Here is an 18902-nt window from a genome sequence, read left to right as displayed (position 1 = left end):
TTAATCTTGCTAAAAATTATGCTTCAAGTGCTTTGGTTTTTTTGGGCTGTTTTTTGCTTGATTTTATAGGCGGATCAATTCGATAAATCATCTCATCATCTTTGACATGAATTGCAATCTGCTGAGGCACTTTTTGCGCAGCTAAGCCCACTAAAATCTGTGTCGCTAATGCAGGTAGTAACGATGCATTCAGAATATTGTCAATTGTACGTGCGCCACTATCCACTTCAGTACAACGACTGAGCAGCAATTCCAGCAAATCTTCGCCATAAGTCACCTTGGTTGAATATTGCTGTTCTAGGCGCTGAGTAATCTTAGACAACTTATGTTCAATAATGCGTATTAATAAATCATCATGTAAGGGGAAATAAGGCACCACGCGCATACGGCCTAAAAATGCCGGTTTAAACTGTTGATATAGACTTGGTTTGATTTTTTCAATCAATTGCTCTGGCGTTGGCCATTCTTCAACAGCGACATTTAAACAGGCTTGCATAATTGCACTTGAACCACAGTTACTGGTTAACAGAATAGTGGTATTTTTAAAGTCGATTACTCGACCTTCGCCATCTTCAAGCGTACCTTTATCAAAGACCTGATAAAACAGCTCTTGAACGTCGCTATGTGCTTTTTCAATTTCATCTAATAACACCACACTATACGGATTACGTCGCACAGCCTCAGTTAAAACGCCGCCTTGACCATAGCCGACATAACCCGGAGGCGCACCTTTAAGTGATGAAACGGTATGTGCTTCTTGGTATTCCGACATATTAATAGTAATTAAATGAGATTCACCTCCATATAATTCATTGGCCAATGCCAAAGCTGTTTCGGTTTTACCGACGCCACTTGGGCCAACCAATAAAAACACACCTTGCGGTTTATTCGGATCTTCAAGTTTTGCTTTAGAGGTTTTAATGCCTTGAACCAATTGATGTAAGGCATAGTCTTGACCCATCACACGTTCAGACAACTTATCTTCTAAGCTTAAAATCTTTTGAATTTCATCACTCAACATATTGCCGATAGGAATACCGGTCCAATCAGAGATAATCTCATTGATAATTCGGGTATTAACGCGCTCAAAGACCAAAGGCGTTGCACCTTGTATTTCCGTCAATTGTTGGCGTAAAGCAGTGATGGTTAATTGGTGTTGCTCATGATGTTCAGGTTGTAAATCTTGTTTTTTCAGTGCCTGAATTTTTTGTACTAATGCTAATTCTGCATGCCATTGCTGTTCGGTATGCAGAATTTCTGCATCGAGCAGTGCAATTTTTTGCCTTAAAGCCTCTAGGCGCTCATGATGACTGGCAATATTTTTATGTTCATTGTCTAAAATTGATTGTTCCAGATGCAAATTATGTTGCTGGGCTTTGAGTTGATCTAACTTAACCGGCTGCGCATTTTGTGTTAATGCCACACGAGCAGCAGCTGTATCAAGCACACTGACCGCTTTGTCCGGTAATTGTCGACCGGTAATATAACGATGAGAAGAACGTACGGCGGCAACAATTGATTCATCATCAATATGTAAATTAAAATGATTTTCCATAACCGGAATCATGGCACGTAGCATATCAATTGCCACATCTTCAGTAGGTTCTTCAATTTTTACCACTTGGAAACGTCGACTTAAAGCAGCATCTTTTTCAAAATATTGTTTGTATTCTGCCCATGTGGTTGCAGCAATTGTACGCAACTCACCACGTGCTAACGCTGGCTTGAGTAAATTTGCAGCATCATTTTGACCGGCTTGCCCACCTGCGCCAATCAGTGTATGCGCTTCATCAATAAATAAAATAATAGGATGACTTGAACTTTGAACCTCTTTCATCACTTGCTTTAAGCGATTTTCAAACTCACCTTTAACGCTTGCACCTGCCTGTAATAACCCCATATCTAAAGTGTGTAAATGTACATTTTTTAAAGCATCGGGCACTTGGTTATTGGCAATCTTAAGTGCTAAACCTTCGACTACAGCAGTTTTACCGACACCCGGTTCGCCGGTTAAAATCGGATTATTTTGACGACGGCGCATTAAAATATCCAACATCAAGCGAATTTCAAATTCACGCCCAATCACTGGATCAATATCACCATTTTTGGCTTTTTCAGTCAGGTTAATGGTGTATTGATCTAAGGCAGGAGTGGTTTTTAAACGTGGTTCTGCTGGCTGCGTGTTGCTGTCATCTAAATCATCTTGGGGCTGTTCAGAGACATGTTCTGTGCTTTTTACACAGGTATCTAAAAACTTATGTTTGATAATCTCAATCGGCAATAACTCAAATAAGCTCGAAGCACGTAGCGCAATTTGATAAAGATCAGGCGCAGTTAATAAAGCCACCAATAAATGGCCACTGCGAATCAATGGATTTTGCTGTGCCGATGCCAATAACCAAGCTTGTTCTAATAAACGTACAATCGATTTTGCAAAAATAGGACTACGGCTATTGCCTTTGGGCAATTGAGAAATACTTTCTTGTAAATCATCACTGAGCCCATCAAGGGAAATCTTATACTTTGCCAATAAGAGCTGTAGATCATTGCTTGAATCTTGTTTAAGTAACTCTAGAAATAAATGTTCAACTTCTATCTCATAATTTTGTTGCGCAATACAGCTATTGGCTGATTTTTCTAATGCAAGACGGGCACAAGAAGATAACTTCGTGATTAAAATTTTTAAATTATTCATACATTACCCAAGATTCTATAATAACGATCAGTTTTTATCTTCTTTTCAGTATTTAATTCTTATCACCCAAATTTACTTAAATACTTATAAAAAACAACAACTTATATTTTTATATTAAAACACTTTTCATATTCTACATATTTTTTAGAAAAGTTAAAGGACATTTGGACGAATTCAGTCTTTTTTACATTACTTAACAATAATACCTAATTAATAACAATCATGTAGGTTGACTTGATACAAGAATTTTCGTTAAATCCGCAACATTGATTTGAAGTCATAAAAAATTAAATTCGAAAAATCGTACGCTAGGATTCAATCTTTGGCGGCGATTAAACTTAGAAAAACTTGGGGAATATTTTGAATAAAAAGATTTTTTATCTATCGTCAATTGCAATCATCTCAATCAGTCAACTTACTTTTGCAAGTGAGCAAGCGCCTGAACTTAAAAAGAGCTGTTTAAAAGACTATGCTCTGGTTTCTAGTGAATTAGATTCTAATCTGATTAATATTTATAGCCAAATATGCGATAAAAAGAATAAGAAAAATATTGTTCTGCAAAACGAATTACTCATTCAAGCTGCGCAACAATATCAAAAATTAGGTCATAATTTAAAAGCCTTACAATTGGTCGATAGTTTACGTAAACAAAATATTCAACATACTGCACTGACGGATATTAGTTTCCTTGCAGGCGTGGATATCGCCAATAAAGCTTTACAGCAGATGCGTAACAATGAGATGCGTTATTTAAGTTTAGAAGGCACGTATCCAGCGGCTAAACAATTGTCTGATGGGATTCGTGCATCACTTCCTGAACCTGATACCTCCGATGCAAAACCGGTGAGCATCAGCGTAGCTAAACCGAAGAAGGTGGTTAAATCAAGCCCCGTTAAAACGACTACAAATCGCGTCACTAATAAAGCGGTAACGCCAAGTCGTTCAAAACCCGCTAATGTTGCTGCAACACCAGTTAAAGCGCCAGCAGAAAAACCAAAAGCTTCGGGATCTAGCCCATTCGCTTCATTGAAATAACAATTAAAATAGGAGAAGACTTATGGCTAAGCGTGAAAGTGTACAGAAAAAATTACAGCGTATTCGTCCGCCACGTGTACAACTGACCTATGATGTTGAAGTTGGCGATGGGAAAGAAATCAAAGAGTTGCCTTTTGTGGTTGGGGTATTAGGCGATTTTTCTGCGGCTTCAGAATTAGAGAAAACCAAATTAAAAGATAAGAAATTTATCAATGTTGATTTAGAAAATATTGATGAAGTAATGGAATCTTTAGCACCACGTGCCGCTTTTCGCGTTGAAAATACTTTAACTGAAGAAGGCGGGCAAATTGGTGTCGATTTAACCTTTAATTCGATGCAAGATTTCCGTCCAGAAAATGTAGCGCAACAAGTTGATCCACTGCGTAAATTGGTACAAGCCCGCGAACGTCTAACGGATTTACGTAATAAAATTTCCAATAACGAACGTCTTGAAGATTTATTGGATGAAGTTTTACGTAATACCGATCAAGTACGTGAATTAAGTGCGGAGGCAGAGCATGAATAATTTACAAACTGCGACTGCAAGCACTAGCGACGTTGCAGAACTATCACTACTTGACTCCATTGTTGAGCAAAGTCGCATTGCGCGTAATGATGAAGAACATGGTCGTACCAAAAGCTTAATTGGTGGTTTGGCGCGCGAAGTCATGGCAGGAACCATTGTGGTTTCAGAAAACATGACCCTGTCAATTGATAAAAGAATTGCAGAAATTGATGCGTTAATTTCAAGTCAGTTAAGCGAAATTATGCATCATGAACAATTTCAAAAAATTGAGTCTACTTGGCGTGGCCTTTATTATTTCTGTCAAGAAACTCCGTCACATTCTTTAATTAAAATTCGTATGTTAAATACGACCAAAAAAGAATTAACCAAAGATTTTCAAAGTGCAACTGACTTTGACCAAAGCACTTTATTTAAGAAAATCTATGAAGAAGAGTATGGCTCTTTTGGTGGTGCACCTTATGCCACTTTAATCGGTGATTTTGAGTTTGATCGTACACCCTCTGATCTGTATTTATTAGAACAGATTTCTCATGTGGCTGCCGCAGCGCATGCACCGTTTATCTCAGCAGCAAGTCCGCATATCTTTGGTTTAGACTCCTATACCGATATGGATCGTCCACGTGACGTTGCGAAAATATTTGAAACTGCTGAATATGTACAATGGCGTTCATTCCGTGAAAGTGAAGATGCGCGCTACGTGGCATTGACTATGCCACGTGTATTGGGTCGTCTCCCATATCATCCGAAAGATGGCACCATCACTGAAGGTTTTAACTTTGTTGAGCAGGTGAGCGGGCGAGAACATGATGAATATTTATGGATGAATGCGGCTTATGCATTTGCAACACGACTGACCAATGCTTTTGATATGCATGGTTGGTGTGCGGCTATTCGCGGAGTTGAAGGTGGTGGTTTGGTTGAAGGTCTACCGGTACATACCTTTAAAACCAATGATGGTGAAGTGGTCTTTAAGTGTCCAACCGAAATTGCCATTACAGATCGTCGTGAAAAAGAGCTCAGTGATTTAGGTTTTATTCCTTTAGTACATTGTAAAAATACAGATTATGCTGCATTTTTTGGTGCGCAATCTGCACAAAAACCGAAGAAATATAACACCGATACCGCCAATGCCAACTCTGCTTTATCCAGCCAAATTCAATATATTATGGCCGTATCGCGTATTGCGCATTATTTAAAAGCCATGATGCGTGACAAAATTGGTAGTTTTGCATCGGCAGGCAGTGTTGAAGTATTTTTAAATGAGTGGTTATCACAATACGTCCTACTAGACGATGGTGCCTCTCAAGAAGCCAAAGCGCAATATCCACTTCGCGAAGCTTCGGTAAAAGTTGTAGAGAATCCCGCTCAACCGGGGCACTACAAGTCTGTGGTTTTTTTAAGACCACATTTTCAGCTAGATGAATTGTCAGTCTCTTTACGACTGGTTACTGAGTTACCTCAGTCATCTAATTAATAAAATGCAATTTGAGAATAACTTTAAATTAAAATAGGAAGCTTAAATAATGAAAGATATCTATGTACAATTTCGAGGGAAGTATAAAGTCGACGGCGAATCTCGTGACTCAGAGCACAAAGATTGGCTAGAAGTTAATTCTTGGACGCACAATATCCGTCAGCCAAAATCTGCAACATCTTCAAGTGTAGGTGGTCATACTGCGGAACGTGTTGAGCATGCAGATATGCTATTCCTTAAAGATTTAGACGCAACCAGTCCAAAACTGTGGGAAGCATGTTCAGCGGGTTACACATTTGATGAAGTACAGATTGATTTTTATCGTGCCAATGGCGATAAACGCGTGAAGTATCTGCAAATCAAATTAAAACACGTGTTGGTATCAAGCGTAACGCCTAACGTGACCCAAGAAGGTGTACCGACTGAAGCCTTTGGTTTGAAATATGCTGCTGTAGAGTGGACATATAATCAACAAGATATTAATGGCACACAAAAAGGTGCTGTGACTAAAAAATGGTCACTTTCAAATAATACTGCCTCTTACGCAGCATAATACAATAGAGGCTAACTCGGGTTAGCCTCTATTTTTTCGCTATTATTTTAATAAATTAGTCCAACATGAATCTAGATCAGTTATATCCATACGGTTTTAGAAGTACCTTATTTGATCGGATTCTGCCTGAAAATGAGCAGAATTATCAGGGGATATCGCTACAAGAATTACGTGAATCAATTGCTTCAGATTTAGAAGATTTACTCAACAGTCGTATGGCCAAATTAGATCATGTTATCGATGATTTTCCTTTGGTTAAACACTCGATTTTACAATTTGGAATTATTGATTTTGTGGGTTTATCAACGGCTAATCCCATGGACCGCGATAAAATTTGTCAGTCAATTCAACAATCCATTGCTGCTCAAGAACCCCGCTTAAGACAAATTAAAGTTGAAATGCTGCTTGATGATCATAATATGGGCGCATTATGTTTAAGCATTCACGCTTATTTAAATATTTATCCTTTATTTGAACCCGTTGTTTTTGATGCCTTGTTAAAACCCACCACACAACAATATGTGATTTCTGCAAGATCCTAAGTGAGTTTTCTGTGATTGAAGAACTGTTACCGTATTATGAGAAGCAATTACAAGAATTTTCACAACAATCACGTGATTTTGCACAAAAATATCCGAAAATTGCACAGCGCTTAGCACTGAATCAAGAACAAATAGATGACCCGCATATTGAGCGTTTAATTCAATCCTTTTCGCTCATTGCTGCTCGTATTGATAAGAAACTGGCAGACAGTTATGAGGTGTTCACCCGATCATTATTTGAGGTGATGTTCCCGCAATATCTGCGTCCTTTTCCGGCGTGTTCAGTGGTGAGTTTTGAAGATGTGAATAAATTAAAGCAATTAACAGAAGCACACCTCATTCCACCGGCCACCACCCTAAAATCACGTAGCTTTAAAGGTGTTCAATGCGAATTTAACACCACCAGAGAAGTGAAATTACTCCCGATTTTATTAACTGATCTGAACTTCAAAACCAATCCCAGCTTACATATGCATTTAAATCAAAATGCGACGCTAAGCTTTGCTTTTGAATGTTTCAATCAAAGCAAGGATGTACTGGTTCAGGAAAAATTACCGATTTATTTGGATGCGATTTCAAATTTTCCGTTACAGGTGTTGGATAGTATATTTAGTCCTGAAACGCAGTTTTCATTAAAAGTTGGCAACAGCTTTATTGATATTAAAAATCCTTTTGAAGTGATGGGTTTTGCAGAAAATGAAAGTTTATTGCCGATTGATCAACATACCCATCATGCCTATCGCTTGTTACTGGAGTATTTTTGCTTTCCTGAAAAATTTAACTATTTGAATTTAAACTTAAATTTTTTAACTCATTTACCTGTTGATCAAGCAGAATTTGAATTACTCATTCACTTAAAACTTAATTTAAATGACCAAGCCTGTATTCGGAATTACAGTGAACTGAATATTGCGAATTTTAAGTTATTCTCAACCCCAGTGGTCAATCTATTTAAGAAGCAGGCTGAACCACAAAAAGTGGATCATAAACAATTAGAATACTCTTTAATGACCGATGCACACCATCCAGAATTTTATCAAGTGTATTCAATTCTAGAGATGAATATGATTCGGGAAAAGAGCAATCAGAATCAGGTTAGTTTTCCTATTTTGCCATTTTTTGCCATGAGTCATTATCATCAAGAAAGTGTGCCATTTTTTTATAGTTTAAATAGCACACAATTACAGAATAAATTTAATCCAACCACATATTCAATTACCTCTAAACAGTTGCTGCCACAGAGTACTAAATCGGATTTTATTAGCACTCAATTGTTGTGCTCAAATCACGATTTACCACATGAAGCGCTGAGTCAGGCCAATAATGTACTCAATTTAAATGACAGTAGTCTGGCACGGCGTGCGCTCATTTTAAAAAGACCGACTAAACCTTATTATTTTGAACAAAATAAGAATCAGCAATGGCGAATCATTTCCCATCTGTCTTTAAATACTTTACCCCTGATGAAAGGTGATGCCTTAAGCCATATTAAAGAGTTGTTAGAGCTGTATAACTTATCTAAATTAAAAGAAAATTATTTAATTATTGATTCTATTAAAAGTCTCGATTTTTCGTTAACGCAAAAACTGGTTGAAGCCAAGCCTTTTCCTTTATTTGTACGTGGCGTCAAAGTCAATTTGACCATTGATCCGCAAGTTTTTAGAGGGCAGAGCCTGTATATTTTCACCCAGCTGTTGAGTCATATTTTTAATTTAAAAGTTCAAATGAACAGCTACGTCGATTTAGTGGTCAGTGATTTTTCTACCCAACAGGAGTTATACCAATGTGTGCAAAACATTGGTGGCAAGAAGCTTCTATAATAGATGATCTGATTACCACACCTACATCTTATGGCTTTGTTCAGGCGACACGTTTATTGCGGCATAGATCTGATACTTCAGCGCAGTATTGGGCCAATGACTTTAAATTTCACAGCTCGTTAAATCTTAATTTTCCACTGGCTGAAATTGAGAGCTTAAGCGTTGAAGATGAACGTATTTATCTAACCAATTTAATGGTCGGTTTAACCGGTATACAAGGCGCTTTACCCTATACTTATACACAAAAAATTAAACACAGTGGTCGACATCAAAAAGTAGAAACCATTAACTTTTTAGGTTTATTCAATCATAAACTCACCGCACAATATGTTGATGCCAGTTTGGCTTATCACTTGCCGATACGTTATGAAATTGAAAAAGAAAATGATTATATTAATATTCTGCATGCGTTAAATGGCTATGTGGCCGCTCAACAAAACCAAGCAGAATTAGATGATTATTTTGCAGAATTTTCGGGCTTAATGCAGGGACAAAATAATACCACTTATGCTTTAACCACCATGCTGAAGTGTATTTTTAAAACCAATTTTAAAATTAAAGAATTTATAGAAGAAAAATTTAAACTAGACGATTCTCAAAAACTGACCTTAGGCGGTTTAAATGCAGGCTTATTGGGTGTGAATAGTTTTTGTGGGGAAAATATTCGTCAAATTGATGAAAAAATTGAAATTCAAGTGGGGCCATTATCAAGAGCAGAATATTTAAGCTTTCTTCCCAATCAAACGATGAGTGAAAAGCTTAAAAAACTGCTTAGTAGTTGGTGTAGCCCCACCTTAATGGTGGATTTACGGCTCATTTTAAAAGCAGAGGCAATTCAACCTCTGTGCTTAAATGCCCAATCCCATTTAGGTTTAGCACAAGGGGCTTTTCTGATGCCGAAAGCACCCGAACATAATTCAGAGACGTGTTATGCACTGTTGGCCGACTTCTCATGATTAAACTGATTCTTGCAGTTTTTAGCAGTATTTTTATTTTGGTCAGTGCCGCACTGATCTATTATTGGCGTGATATTCAATATGATCCATCTGCGATGGACTTGTTTTCTTATTTTATACTTTTGCCATTAGTTTTATCTTTTGTCTTGCTTTCACCTTATTTGATTTATCAAGCTTATCAGAGCTATAAAAAGCATAAACAACAGCAAGCGTTACGACTACAGCAACAAGCAACCCCACAAGTGGTAGAGCAAAAACAAGACGTTGTAGCAGTGAAGTGGTTAAATCTCAATCTTTTTTCTTCCTTTGCCTTGAGTGCGTTTGGAGAAGATGATGCCATTATTGATGAATTAAAAAACTTTAAAAGTCCCGAGTTGGATCCTAGCTTAACCAATAATTATGGTTTACCGGTCTTGTCTTACCGCATTACGGCGCTGGATGAGCAACTAGATGCAGACAGCACAATAGAAGAAGGGCGTACGGCACGAATCAAGGCTTTAATTCAACAACAATTAGAACAACAATGTGAAACTTTATACAGCATAGCTGAGCACTTAAAGCAGTCTGCTTTTTTTTATGATAGTGAAATTGCATATCAATATCGGATGCATCCGGCATGGATAGATGCGAATTATCAAAGTGATGATCCAGACCATGTAGAGCAACAGGCGCAGCAAGTACCGCGTTTAAACCAACTTAATATTCATTTGTTATTACCTTATAACCTGTTATTGCTGTGGGATGAACATTCAGCGCAAGCCATGCTGTTGGATTTTATGCAGACATTAGGCGTGGTTTCACAGCAAGTGAATATTCAGCATCATTTTATTGAGCAAGCCAATGCCTATAGCGATTGGTTGACTTTATTAGATGAAATTTCCACACAAACTGAACAAGTTTCTGTACTCATCAATGTGGATTCTGAAATTGATCAAGATGTATTGGATGAAAAAATGTGGCAAACCGATCATTATGTGGCCGCAGAATTTGCATCTAGCTGGTGTATCGCTGCACCAGACGTTAAAATTCAACAGGCCGAAGCCATCAAACAGCTGAAAATTGCGTTAAATGTACAGGATTTATCTGCTTGTTTAAGTCACGGCGCACCAGATTCTGTAGACGCAATTGAGCAGGAGCAGCCTTTTGTATTGCTGTTAGATGAGGCAACAGAGATTAAAGTGATTAAGCAGACCAACCAAACATTTGCAGCTGCTTTGATTGAAAGTCATCATTTTTTACATATCAAACCAATTTTTGGTGATACGCAAGCGTTGGCAAAAATTGGTGGCTTTATGTTGGGACCGCATTTATCTACGCAGAATACGGCAATGATCTATAGCACTGATCAAGCCTCTACTCATGCCTTTTTTCAAGCTAATCTTGAATCGCATTCACTTAAACCCGTCATTTAAATTTAAATAAAGATGAATAAAATAACGAGAGTCACATGTTTCATACCATTTTAGGCTATTTCTGGCAGTACGTAACCAATCCCAAAGCCATTATTGCACTATCTTTTTTAGTGGCATTAATTTCTTCTTATAATCTCATTCCGCGCCATATTTTTTGGGCACTGATTGCCGCTTATGCACTGGCAGTCATTGGCTATGGTATTTACTGGTTAATTCAAAAACGTCGTCATTCTAAGCAGGGTGAAATGCTGACCGAGGCCATCGAGAGTGATCTTGACGCACGATTTGGCAAGCAAAATGATAAAGGTGAACTGCAACTAATCCAGCAGCAGATGAAAGAGTCGATTCAATTGATTCGTAAATCCAAGCTGGGAGATAAAAGAGGAAATGCCGCTTTATATGAATTGCCTTGGTATATGGTCATTGGTAATCCGGCCGCGGGGAAAAGTTCCGCTATTTATAATTCTGGGCTTAAATTTCCGTTTGAAGAATCACATCAAAAAATGGTGTCTTCTGGCTTAAGTGGTACACGTAACTGCGATTGGTTTTTCTCCACCCAAGGGGTGTTACTGGATACTGCAGGACGCTATTCAGTCTATGCAGAAGACCAATCAGAATGGCTGGGTTTTTTAAATTTATTAAAGAAAATTCGTTCTAAAGCACCCATTAACGGCTTAATTGTGATGGTCAGTATCTCTGAATTAATCAGTCAGAGCCCTGAGAAATCAATTAAATTGGCGAAAAATTTACGCGCCCGTATTCAAGATTTAACCGAACGTCTAGAAGTGTTTACACCTGTGTATTTGGTGTTTTCAAAAATGGATTTAATTGCCGGTTTTACCGACTTTTTTGATTGCTATGAAGCCAATGAATTCGATCAGGTTTGGGGTGCAACATTACAGTACGATCTTAATTCCAGCCAAAATGCAGTTGAGCTTTTCGAGAAGCATTATTCTATTTTATATGAAGGTTTAAAAGCAGTCAGCACCACACATCTAAGCCGTCGTCATTCGGAAAATATCTCACCCAGCGTGATGACTTTTCCTTTAGAGTTTAAAAGCCTCAAACCAATCTTGTCGACGTTTATTGGCACTCTATTTGAAGAAAATCCATATCAATTTAAACCGGTATTTCGTGGCTTTTATTTTACCAGTGCCTTACAGCATGGCGTTGTAGAAAGCCCGATGACGGCGCAAATTGCGCAGGATTTTTTATTATCTAAAACCGCCAGTAGTGACCAAAGTATTTCTCATCATTCTGCTGAACAGCAGCACGGTTACTTTCTAAAAAGCTTATTTTCAGAGGTAATCTTAAAAGATAAAGATTTGGTTAAACAGCACATTAATCCCGAGCGTAAAAAACAGCGCTACTTAACCTTTATGGCGGCTTTGGTTGGGGTATCGATTATTTTAAGTTTATGGCTGTGGTCATATCGAAATAATCAACAATTGATTGCAGATGTACAAGCCGATTTAAATCGAGTAGTGCAATTAGAAAAACAATCAGGACAAGAGTTGTCCTCGCAGTTTGATGCATTATTGATCTTGCAACAACGTATGCAGCAATTGGATCAATTTGAGCAAGATAAACCGCTGAAATTTGGTTTTGGCTTGTATCAAGGCGATGAATTGCACGACACCTTAAAAGCTGAGTATTTAAAAGGGGTAAAATTTCTGGTTTTACAGCCGACTCAGCAAAATATTGCGCAATATCTACAACGGGTCAAAAACAATCAAGCTGCACTTCAAGCCAATCATATTCATTTAGATGTAAAAGCCGCCGCAAGCAATCAGCAGTATTTAGAACCCTCTGACAGCAACCCACAAGATGCTTATAACGCGCTTAAAGCCTACTTAATGATGAGCAATCCACAATATATGGATTCAGGGCATTTAAGTGATCAAGTCACCCGTTTTTGGCGTTCTTGGTTAGATTCCAATCGCGGTCAAATGCCACGTGGCGAGATGATCCAAAAAGCGGAGCAAATTTTATCTTATACGATGACATTGGCCAATGATCGAAGCTTTCCGGTTCTTGAGTCTGATCCGTTAATTGTAGATCAAACGCGTCAAACCTTATTGGCTGTAACGCAAGGTATTCCAGCACGCGATCGGGTTTATAATGAAATTAAGATGCGTGCAGCGGTGCGTTATCCAGCCGTGACCACCAAACAATTGGTCAAAGAAAATGGCCAAAATGTCATTTTGGGCAGTTATGCCTTACCGGGTATCTTTACCTATAAAGCATGGTCGGAATATGTTGAATCAGCCATTGATCAAGCGGCTAACCGTCCTACGGACAGCAAAGATTGGGTGTTAAACAGTACACAATCTGACGATTTAACATTTAGTGGCAGTCCAGATCAAATTCGTAAGCAATTAACCGCGCTATATAAGCAAGAATACATTGCAGAATGGCGTAAATTTTTAAATGGGGTTTACTACGCCAAAACCACGGACTTTAAACAGCAAAGCAAAAATATTGAACTTTTAGGCGAGGCTGAAAATTCACCTATTCGTGCTTTAATCGAGCATATTGCACGAGAAACCAGTTGGGATAATCCGATTGTACAAGCGGAATTGGCAGCTCCAAAAACAGGTTTTGTGGCATGGTTTAAAGCTAAAGTTCTCAATAGAAATGAAGTTAAAGCCGTGCAAGCATCTAACCCAGCGCAAGGAATTATTGCAAAAGAATTCCAGATGTTTTATCAAATGGTGCGTAAGCGTGACGATCAGCAGAATAAATCACTGTTAGATGAATATATGCAGTCATTGGCACAAGTTCGCAGTAAGTTTAATGACCTAAAAAGCGCGGGGGATATTGGTCCATCGACCATAGCACTGGTTAAGCAAACCATTAATGAGCAAACTTCGGTCTTTAACCAAACACAAAAAGTGATTGATGAGAAAATGTCAGTGGGTTTAAATGAGATTGATCAACAAATGCTGCAAAAATTGTTGATGAATCCACTTACCCAATCTTTTGATAGTTTATTGATTCCAGCACAGGATGAACTGAATAAATTATGGCTGATTAAAGTCAATCAACCGTTTAAAGACAATTTAAGCCAGAAATATCCGTTCAATTCCTCTGCCACACTGCAAGCCACCAGCAATGAAATTAGTCAAATTTTTGGTGAAAATGGCAGTATTGCGCGCTTTGTCAAAGATAATCTCGATCCATTGGTGATTCGTCGCGGTTATAGTTTAACCTCGAAAACGTGGAAAGATTTAGGTATTAGTTTAAATCCACAGTTTGTGGTGAATTTCCAAACCTATGTTTCACCCAATAACGCCATGGCCACCGGTGAGTTAAATCAAACTGCCGCGCCAGCTGCGGTTAATCAATCTAACTTCCAGTTCTATCCTTTAGAGAATCCACAGTTATTGTCTTATACCATTGATATTGATGGCCAAAGAATGGTCTATGAAAATGGCATTCAACAGTGGGTGAATTTTGTCTGGCCAAATAAAGGCGCTATTCCAGGGGCGCGAATTACCGCAGTTGATTTAGATGGCAAGAGCTATACCGTTTTCGATGAACCTGGTGAATATGGTATTAACCGTCTGATTGATGGCGCACAGCGTACTCAAGGCAATGGTAGTTTTGAAATGGTATGGAAAAGTCAGCAAAATTCTAATATTTCGGTCAAAGTGAACTTCCGCTTAATTAGTGGAAATTCAGGTGGTGTCGGTTCAAGTCGCGACTATGCTGGAATGTCGTTGGTCGATCGTGTGGTGAACAATAAATCCATTCGTGTGGTTGCTGCACAGGCTGCGCCTACACCTGTAGCCGCGGTAAAACCGACCACACAGAGTGCTGGAGTCACACCATGATTGAGCAAAAAGCAGTAAATGATTTTGTCAAAGGCAAGGAGCGTGTTGATGTATGAGATGAAGACCTTGCCACTGTACTACGGTAAATATCCAGCATGGGGCGATTTTCTTAAAACACGTGGACAGTCTGCTTTAATTCAATTAATAGACCAATGGATTACTGAAGCTTTGGAATCGGCAATGCAATCGCCAGATTTTAGTAGCAGCTATAGCAAACTGCCTTCACTGGATTTTCTAATTGCCAATCCACAAGACAATAAATTTTTGCTGGCCAACCTAATTAGCAGTCAGGACAGTTCCGGCCGACAATTTCCAATGGTCTTAAGTCATCTATTAGAAGTAGACAGCGCATATGATAATATCTCATACGCGCCCTACAACTATAAACATACCTTAATTGATTTATTTCAAAAAAATCGTGTGATGCGCTCCATTCGGGACCCTGATCTTTTACTGGATAAATTAAGTAAATTAAGCAATGATATTCAGGTGTTTAGTCATCTAGAAAGTGCCGCATTGTATGAGCGGCACACCATTCATTCCTTTGCACAATTAATGAAAATTAGTCCGGATGCACTGGCACAAAGTATGATTGGACTGGGATTGTTGCTGCAGCCTGTACTTCAACATGGCACAGAAAGATTAAAAAAAGTCCTGATTTTACCAATCAATAATGCCAGTTATTGCTATGAAATTGGCGCTTTCTGGATCAACTTAATTAATCATTTTGTCTCTGAGCAGGATGTCGAGCTATTCATGGGGATTATTCATGCGGACTCACCGACGCTGATCTGTGGCTTTCAAGGTGCTGATATTCTGGCATTAAGTGAGATATTTACCCAGAATATGCATTCACAGCATTGGGTGTCTTTAGTGACTGCAGAGTGGATTGATGCGCATTTAGAACAAAATGCAGGTTTGGCAGCTTTAGAGCAATCATTGTGCGAACGTCAATTAAGCTTAACGCAAGCGATCAAACTCTTTAGACAAACTTTTGTAGATGAATAAAATATGATAAAAATATACTATTTTAAACGCCTCTGTAGTGCTTTCTTAGCTTTAACTGTAAGCCTAGCAGCCTCTGCTGAACCTATTGTCATTGAAGGCGCTGTACCCAATGAAGCAACCAAAAATGCAATTTTAAGTAAAATGTATGCAGTTTATGGTGCCGATCAAGTGGTTGATAAAATTCAAGTTCGAGCTGTCTCTGCACCCAATGGTTGGAGTGAATCTGTTACCAATGTCATTCATCCTGACTTAAAAAAGATCAAGCAAGGTAAGCTTTCAGTACGCGGTACAAAGGTTGAATTAAGCGGAAAATTATCCAATCAACCTGATATTCAGCCAATTACAGCGAATTTTGAAAGTTTGGTGAAAGCACCTTATGGCTTAAATACCCAGTTATCTGTCAATCAAGCAGAACAGAAAATTATTGATAATGCGCTGAAAAACAGAATTATCGAGTTTGAATCGGGCAGTAGTATTTTAACCCAATCCGGCCGTCAGATTTTAGATGAAATGGCGCTTGCCTTACATAAAGTGGGCGGTAAAAAGGTCAAAGTGATAGGGCATACCGACAGTTCCGGTGATGCTGCTAAAAACTTAACCTTAAGCCAAGAACGAGCGACGGCAGTAAAAACTTATCTCATCGGTAAAAATATTTCAGCTGATAATTTAAGCATTGAAGGCATGGGTTCTAATAAGCCCGTTGCTGATAACAGCACGTTAGAAGGTCGTAAGAAAAACCGTCGAATTGAATTTGAAGTGTTATAGATCTACTATGCAAGCGATAAAAAATAGATTTTTTATCGCGGATATTTATGTTTGCTCAAGCAAGCTATTTTAACCAATCTATATCGACTAAACGATGGTATTTAGATTTTATCGCTAAATACCATTTTTTATGCTTACTGTATTGAGCGGTTAAAATCTAAGCAAATCACTAAATCTATTTAAAGCCATAGCAGCACATTGCATACTAAGCATTAGATAGCGTCTAAACATTGAATAGTGATATGGATAAAAACTTTATATCTTAGCCAGCGTATAAATGTTCGTATGATTGCAAAAATTACAAAGCATTAAAACATGATGTCTATTGTTCATCACGTGTTATTCACCAATTAAAATGTCTATGCGATAAACCATTTAAAATGTCCTGTTTTTAACCACAAGAGTCAAGCACAGGATTTAACTTTCTTTGTTTAATAATGGCTTTCTGAGCTTTACGACTCGGCATACTTTTTTTAGATCTAGAGCGTTTGTTTTGCTTATCCAGTTCTTCATATTGTTGCTGGATATGCGCTAAGACAGACCCTAAACGCTTGTTCTCAACTACTTCTCGCTGATTCAGCTGACTTAATTTATCAAAGATGCTGTAATTGATCTTTCTTGCTTGATACTCAATGCCAACCGTACCATCTGGATATTCTAAGAACTCAATATATTTACCCATCAAAGTATGGTTTTGTTCAATATTTTCTAAAATATAAATGCACTTATCGTAGGTAATGGTGAGGCTTTTACTGACTTTACGTGGTTCCCGCCAAGTAAAAATACTATCTAATTCCTGAGGGGTTTCAGTGCTGCAGCGATGTAGGTCTTTGGGATTCGATGCCACTTTGGCAAACTTACGATTAAATTGCTCAATAAAGCAGGGCAACCAGGCGTTCGCCTCTGCAATGCTATTGATACCTTCTAGGCGCATCTCTTTAATCAGACGATCCTGAAGGGTTCTATTGGCGCGTTCTACACGACCCTTGGCCTGTGGGGAGTTGGCAAAGATAATATCAATATTCAATCTACTCAGCACACGTCCAAACTGCGTTATTTTAGTTTCTTGTTTACTGCTCTGATTCACTCTAAATACTGAATGTTTATCGCTGTAAAACGCTAAGGGCTTACCGTGCTGTTCAACATACAGGCGTGTTGAAATCATATAGTCAAAGGTTGATTCTGATTCACAGAAGCGTAAATGCTGCAATTTTCCTGTAGCATCATCAATAAACACCAGTAAACAGCATTTAGGTGCTCGTCCTTCAAACCAGTCATGATGTGAGCCATCAATTTGGATCAGTTCACCATAACAATCCCGGTTATATCGAGGCTGATACGGGCGTTTCAGGCGCTTGGCGCGAGGAATCCATAAATCGGCTGCAATCATCCAGGAACGCAGGGTTTCTACTGAAATATTAAAGCCATAAACGCTAGTCAGCTTTTCATGGGCTAAAGTTGGTCCGAAACCATGGAATTGTTCAGCGACCAGATTGAGGCACTTGAGTCTGATCTCTTCAGGAAGCCTGGAATTGCTGGTTTGGCCACGACCGGCATGGGCTAATGCAGCGGGACCTTGAGCTTTGTATTTTTGCAGTAAGCGTCTGATCTGACGTTCTGAAATATGCAGTAGCTGAGCAGCTTGGGATTGAGTTATGCGTTGATCACAGATTTCCTGCAAGATCGACAATCGTTTAAGTTCTTTATCCGACATAGACACCAACATATCAAACCGTCCGCTAAGGAAATTGCAAAAGTGCATATTCTAAAAGCGGACATTTTTACTTTGGAGAAACCGGACATTTCTATTTTGGGCTTACACGCTAAATTTCGTATAATGTATATTATGTTAAATAAAAGATATGGCCTATATAGCCCTAACTACAGCACTAATATCAATGTCTGATTGTATAAATGCTTCATTCGCCAGCCAAAGCTAAAAATTCTGAGTAATATTCGGCAGAAAAAATATCTAAACAAAATTGATTCTGTGTAGATATGAATTCAAGCAACATTGCTTAATTTATTTTTAAATAAGATCAATCAGAGAATAAATCTTAATTCTGCTTTTAAAGCACTTTTGTTTCATACGGATAAAGTTTCGGTCAATTCTTTTTTATTCTATCTATAAGTAAAATGTGCCTTCATGCGTTCTTGGCCTAGATGAATCTCTGTGTCACTTGATTTAAAAGTATAGAGTGAATATTAATTTCATTAGCCTAATTTTAAAGCACTTATGTAAGATTTAGTCTAGGCAAGTGTCACTACTTTATATTAAGT

At 38.3% G+C, this 18902-nt stretch carries 12 protein-coding genes and 1 pseudogene; 11 read left to right on the top strand and 2 right to left on the bottom strand.

Annotated features, from left to right (window positions below):
* Nucleotides 1-16 precede the first annotated feature (16 nt).
* The gene (tssH, locus tag SE27_RS07915) at nucleotides 17-2695 is read right to left on the bottom strand and encodes a type VI secretion system ATPase TssH (protein ID WP_039622371.1); all 2679 of its coding nucleotides are present in this window, start codon (nucleotides 2693-2695) and stop codon (nucleotides 17-19) included.
* A 360-nt stretch (nucleotides 2696-3055) separates the two neighbouring features.
* Here tssH and SE27_RS07910 point away from each other — a divergent pair, with 360 nt between their 5' ends.
* From SE27_RS07910 to SE27_RS07860, 11 genes and pseudogenes are all read left to right on the top strand, one after another.
* Nucleotides 3056-3730, top strand: a complete 675-nt coding sequence (locus SE27_RS07910; RefSeq protein WP_052251717.1) for a hypothetical protein — start codon at nucleotides 3056-3058, stop codon at nucleotides 3728-3730.
* A 22-nt stretch (nucleotides 3731-3752) separates the two neighbouring features.
* Nucleotides 3753-4256: a type VI secretion system contractile sheath small subunit gene (tssB, locus tag SE27_RS07905; protein ID WP_039622369.1), complete on the top strand. Its 504-nt coding sequence runs from the start codon at nucleotides 3753-3755 to the stop codon at nucleotides 4254-4256.
* Entirely contained in the window at nucleotides 4249-5730 is a 1482-nt protein-coding gene (tssC, locus tag SE27_RS07900) for a type VI secretion system contractile sheath large subunit (protein WP_039622367.1), read from the top strand. The genes tssB and tssC overlap by 8 nt, the downstream gene beginning before the upstream one ends.
* 49 nt (nucleotides 5731-5779) lie before the next feature.
* Nucleotides 5780-6283: an Hcp family type VI secretion system effector gene (locus SE27_RS07895; RefSeq protein ID WP_039622365.1), complete on the top strand. Its 504-nt coding sequence runs from the start codon at nucleotides 5780-5782 to the stop codon at nucleotides 6281-6283.
* A gap of 65 nt (nucleotides 6284-6348) precedes the next feature.
* Complete coding sequence (tssE, locus tag SE27_RS07890; RefSeq protein WP_039622364.1) at nucleotides 6349-6825, top strand: type VI secretion system baseplate subunit TssE; 477 nt, start codon at nucleotides 6349-6351, stop codon at nucleotides 6823-6825.
* Between the two features lie 11 nt (nucleotides 6826-6836).
* The gene (gene tssF / locus SE27_RS07885; RefSeq protein ID WP_039622362.1) at nucleotides 6837-8645 is read left to right on the top strand and encodes a type VI secretion system baseplate subunit TssF; all 1809 of its coding nucleotides are present in this window, start codon (nucleotides 6837-6839) and stop codon (nucleotides 8643-8645) included.
* Complete coding sequence (gene tssG, locus SE27_RS07880) at nucleotides 8609-9601, top strand: type VI secretion system baseplate subunit TssG (protein WP_039622359.1); 993 nt, start codon at nucleotides 8609-8611, stop codon at nucleotides 9599-9601. Before tssF ends, tssG begins: the two co-directional genes overlap by 37 nt.
* Nucleotides 9598-11013 (top strand): hypothetical protein, encoded by a 1416-nt coding sequence (locus SE27_RS07875; RefSeq protein WP_039622357.1) that lies wholly within the window; start codon nucleotides 9598-9600, stop codon nucleotides 11011-11013. Before tssG ends, SE27_RS07875 begins: the two co-directional genes overlap by 4 nt.
* Nucleotides 11014-11048: 35 nt before the next feature.
* A complete protein-coding gene (gene tssM, locus SE27_RS07870) occupies nucleotides 11049-14849 on the top strand; it encodes a type VI secretion system membrane subunit TssM (RefSeq protein WP_039622356.1) in 3801 nt (1266 codons plus the stop codon).
* Nucleotides 14850-14897: 48 nt separating this feature from the next.
* Complete coding sequence (tagF, locus tag SE27_RS07865) at nucleotides 14898-15857, top strand: type VI secretion system-associated protein TagF (protein WP_039622354.1); 960 nt, start codon at nucleotides 14898-14900, stop codon at nucleotides 15855-15857.
* Between the two features lie 69 nt (nucleotides 15858-15926).
* Nucleotides 15927-16622 (top strand): annotated as a pseudogene (locus tag SE27_RS07860) (OmpA family protein); the annotation flags it as partial.
* A 391-nt stretch (nucleotides 16623-17013) separates the two neighbouring features.
* On the opposite strand, the gene SE27_RS07855 reads toward SE27_RS07860, so the two are convergent.
* The gene (locus tag SE27_RS07855) at nucleotides 17014-18336 is read right to left on the bottom strand and encodes an ISNCY family transposase (RefSeq protein WP_081406890.1); all 1323 of its coding nucleotides are present in this window, start codon (nucleotides 18334-18336) and stop codon (nucleotides 17014-17016) included.
* Between the last annotated feature and the right edge of the window lie 566 nt (nucleotides 18337-18902).

The organism is Acinetobacter harbinensis, from assembly GCF_000816495.1.
Taxonomy (GTDB): Bacteria; Pseudomonadota; Gammaproteobacteria; order Pseudomonadales; family Moraxellaceae; genus Acinetobacter; species Acinetobacter harbinensis.
This window is presented reverse-complemented; position numbering and strand designations above follow the sequence as displayed.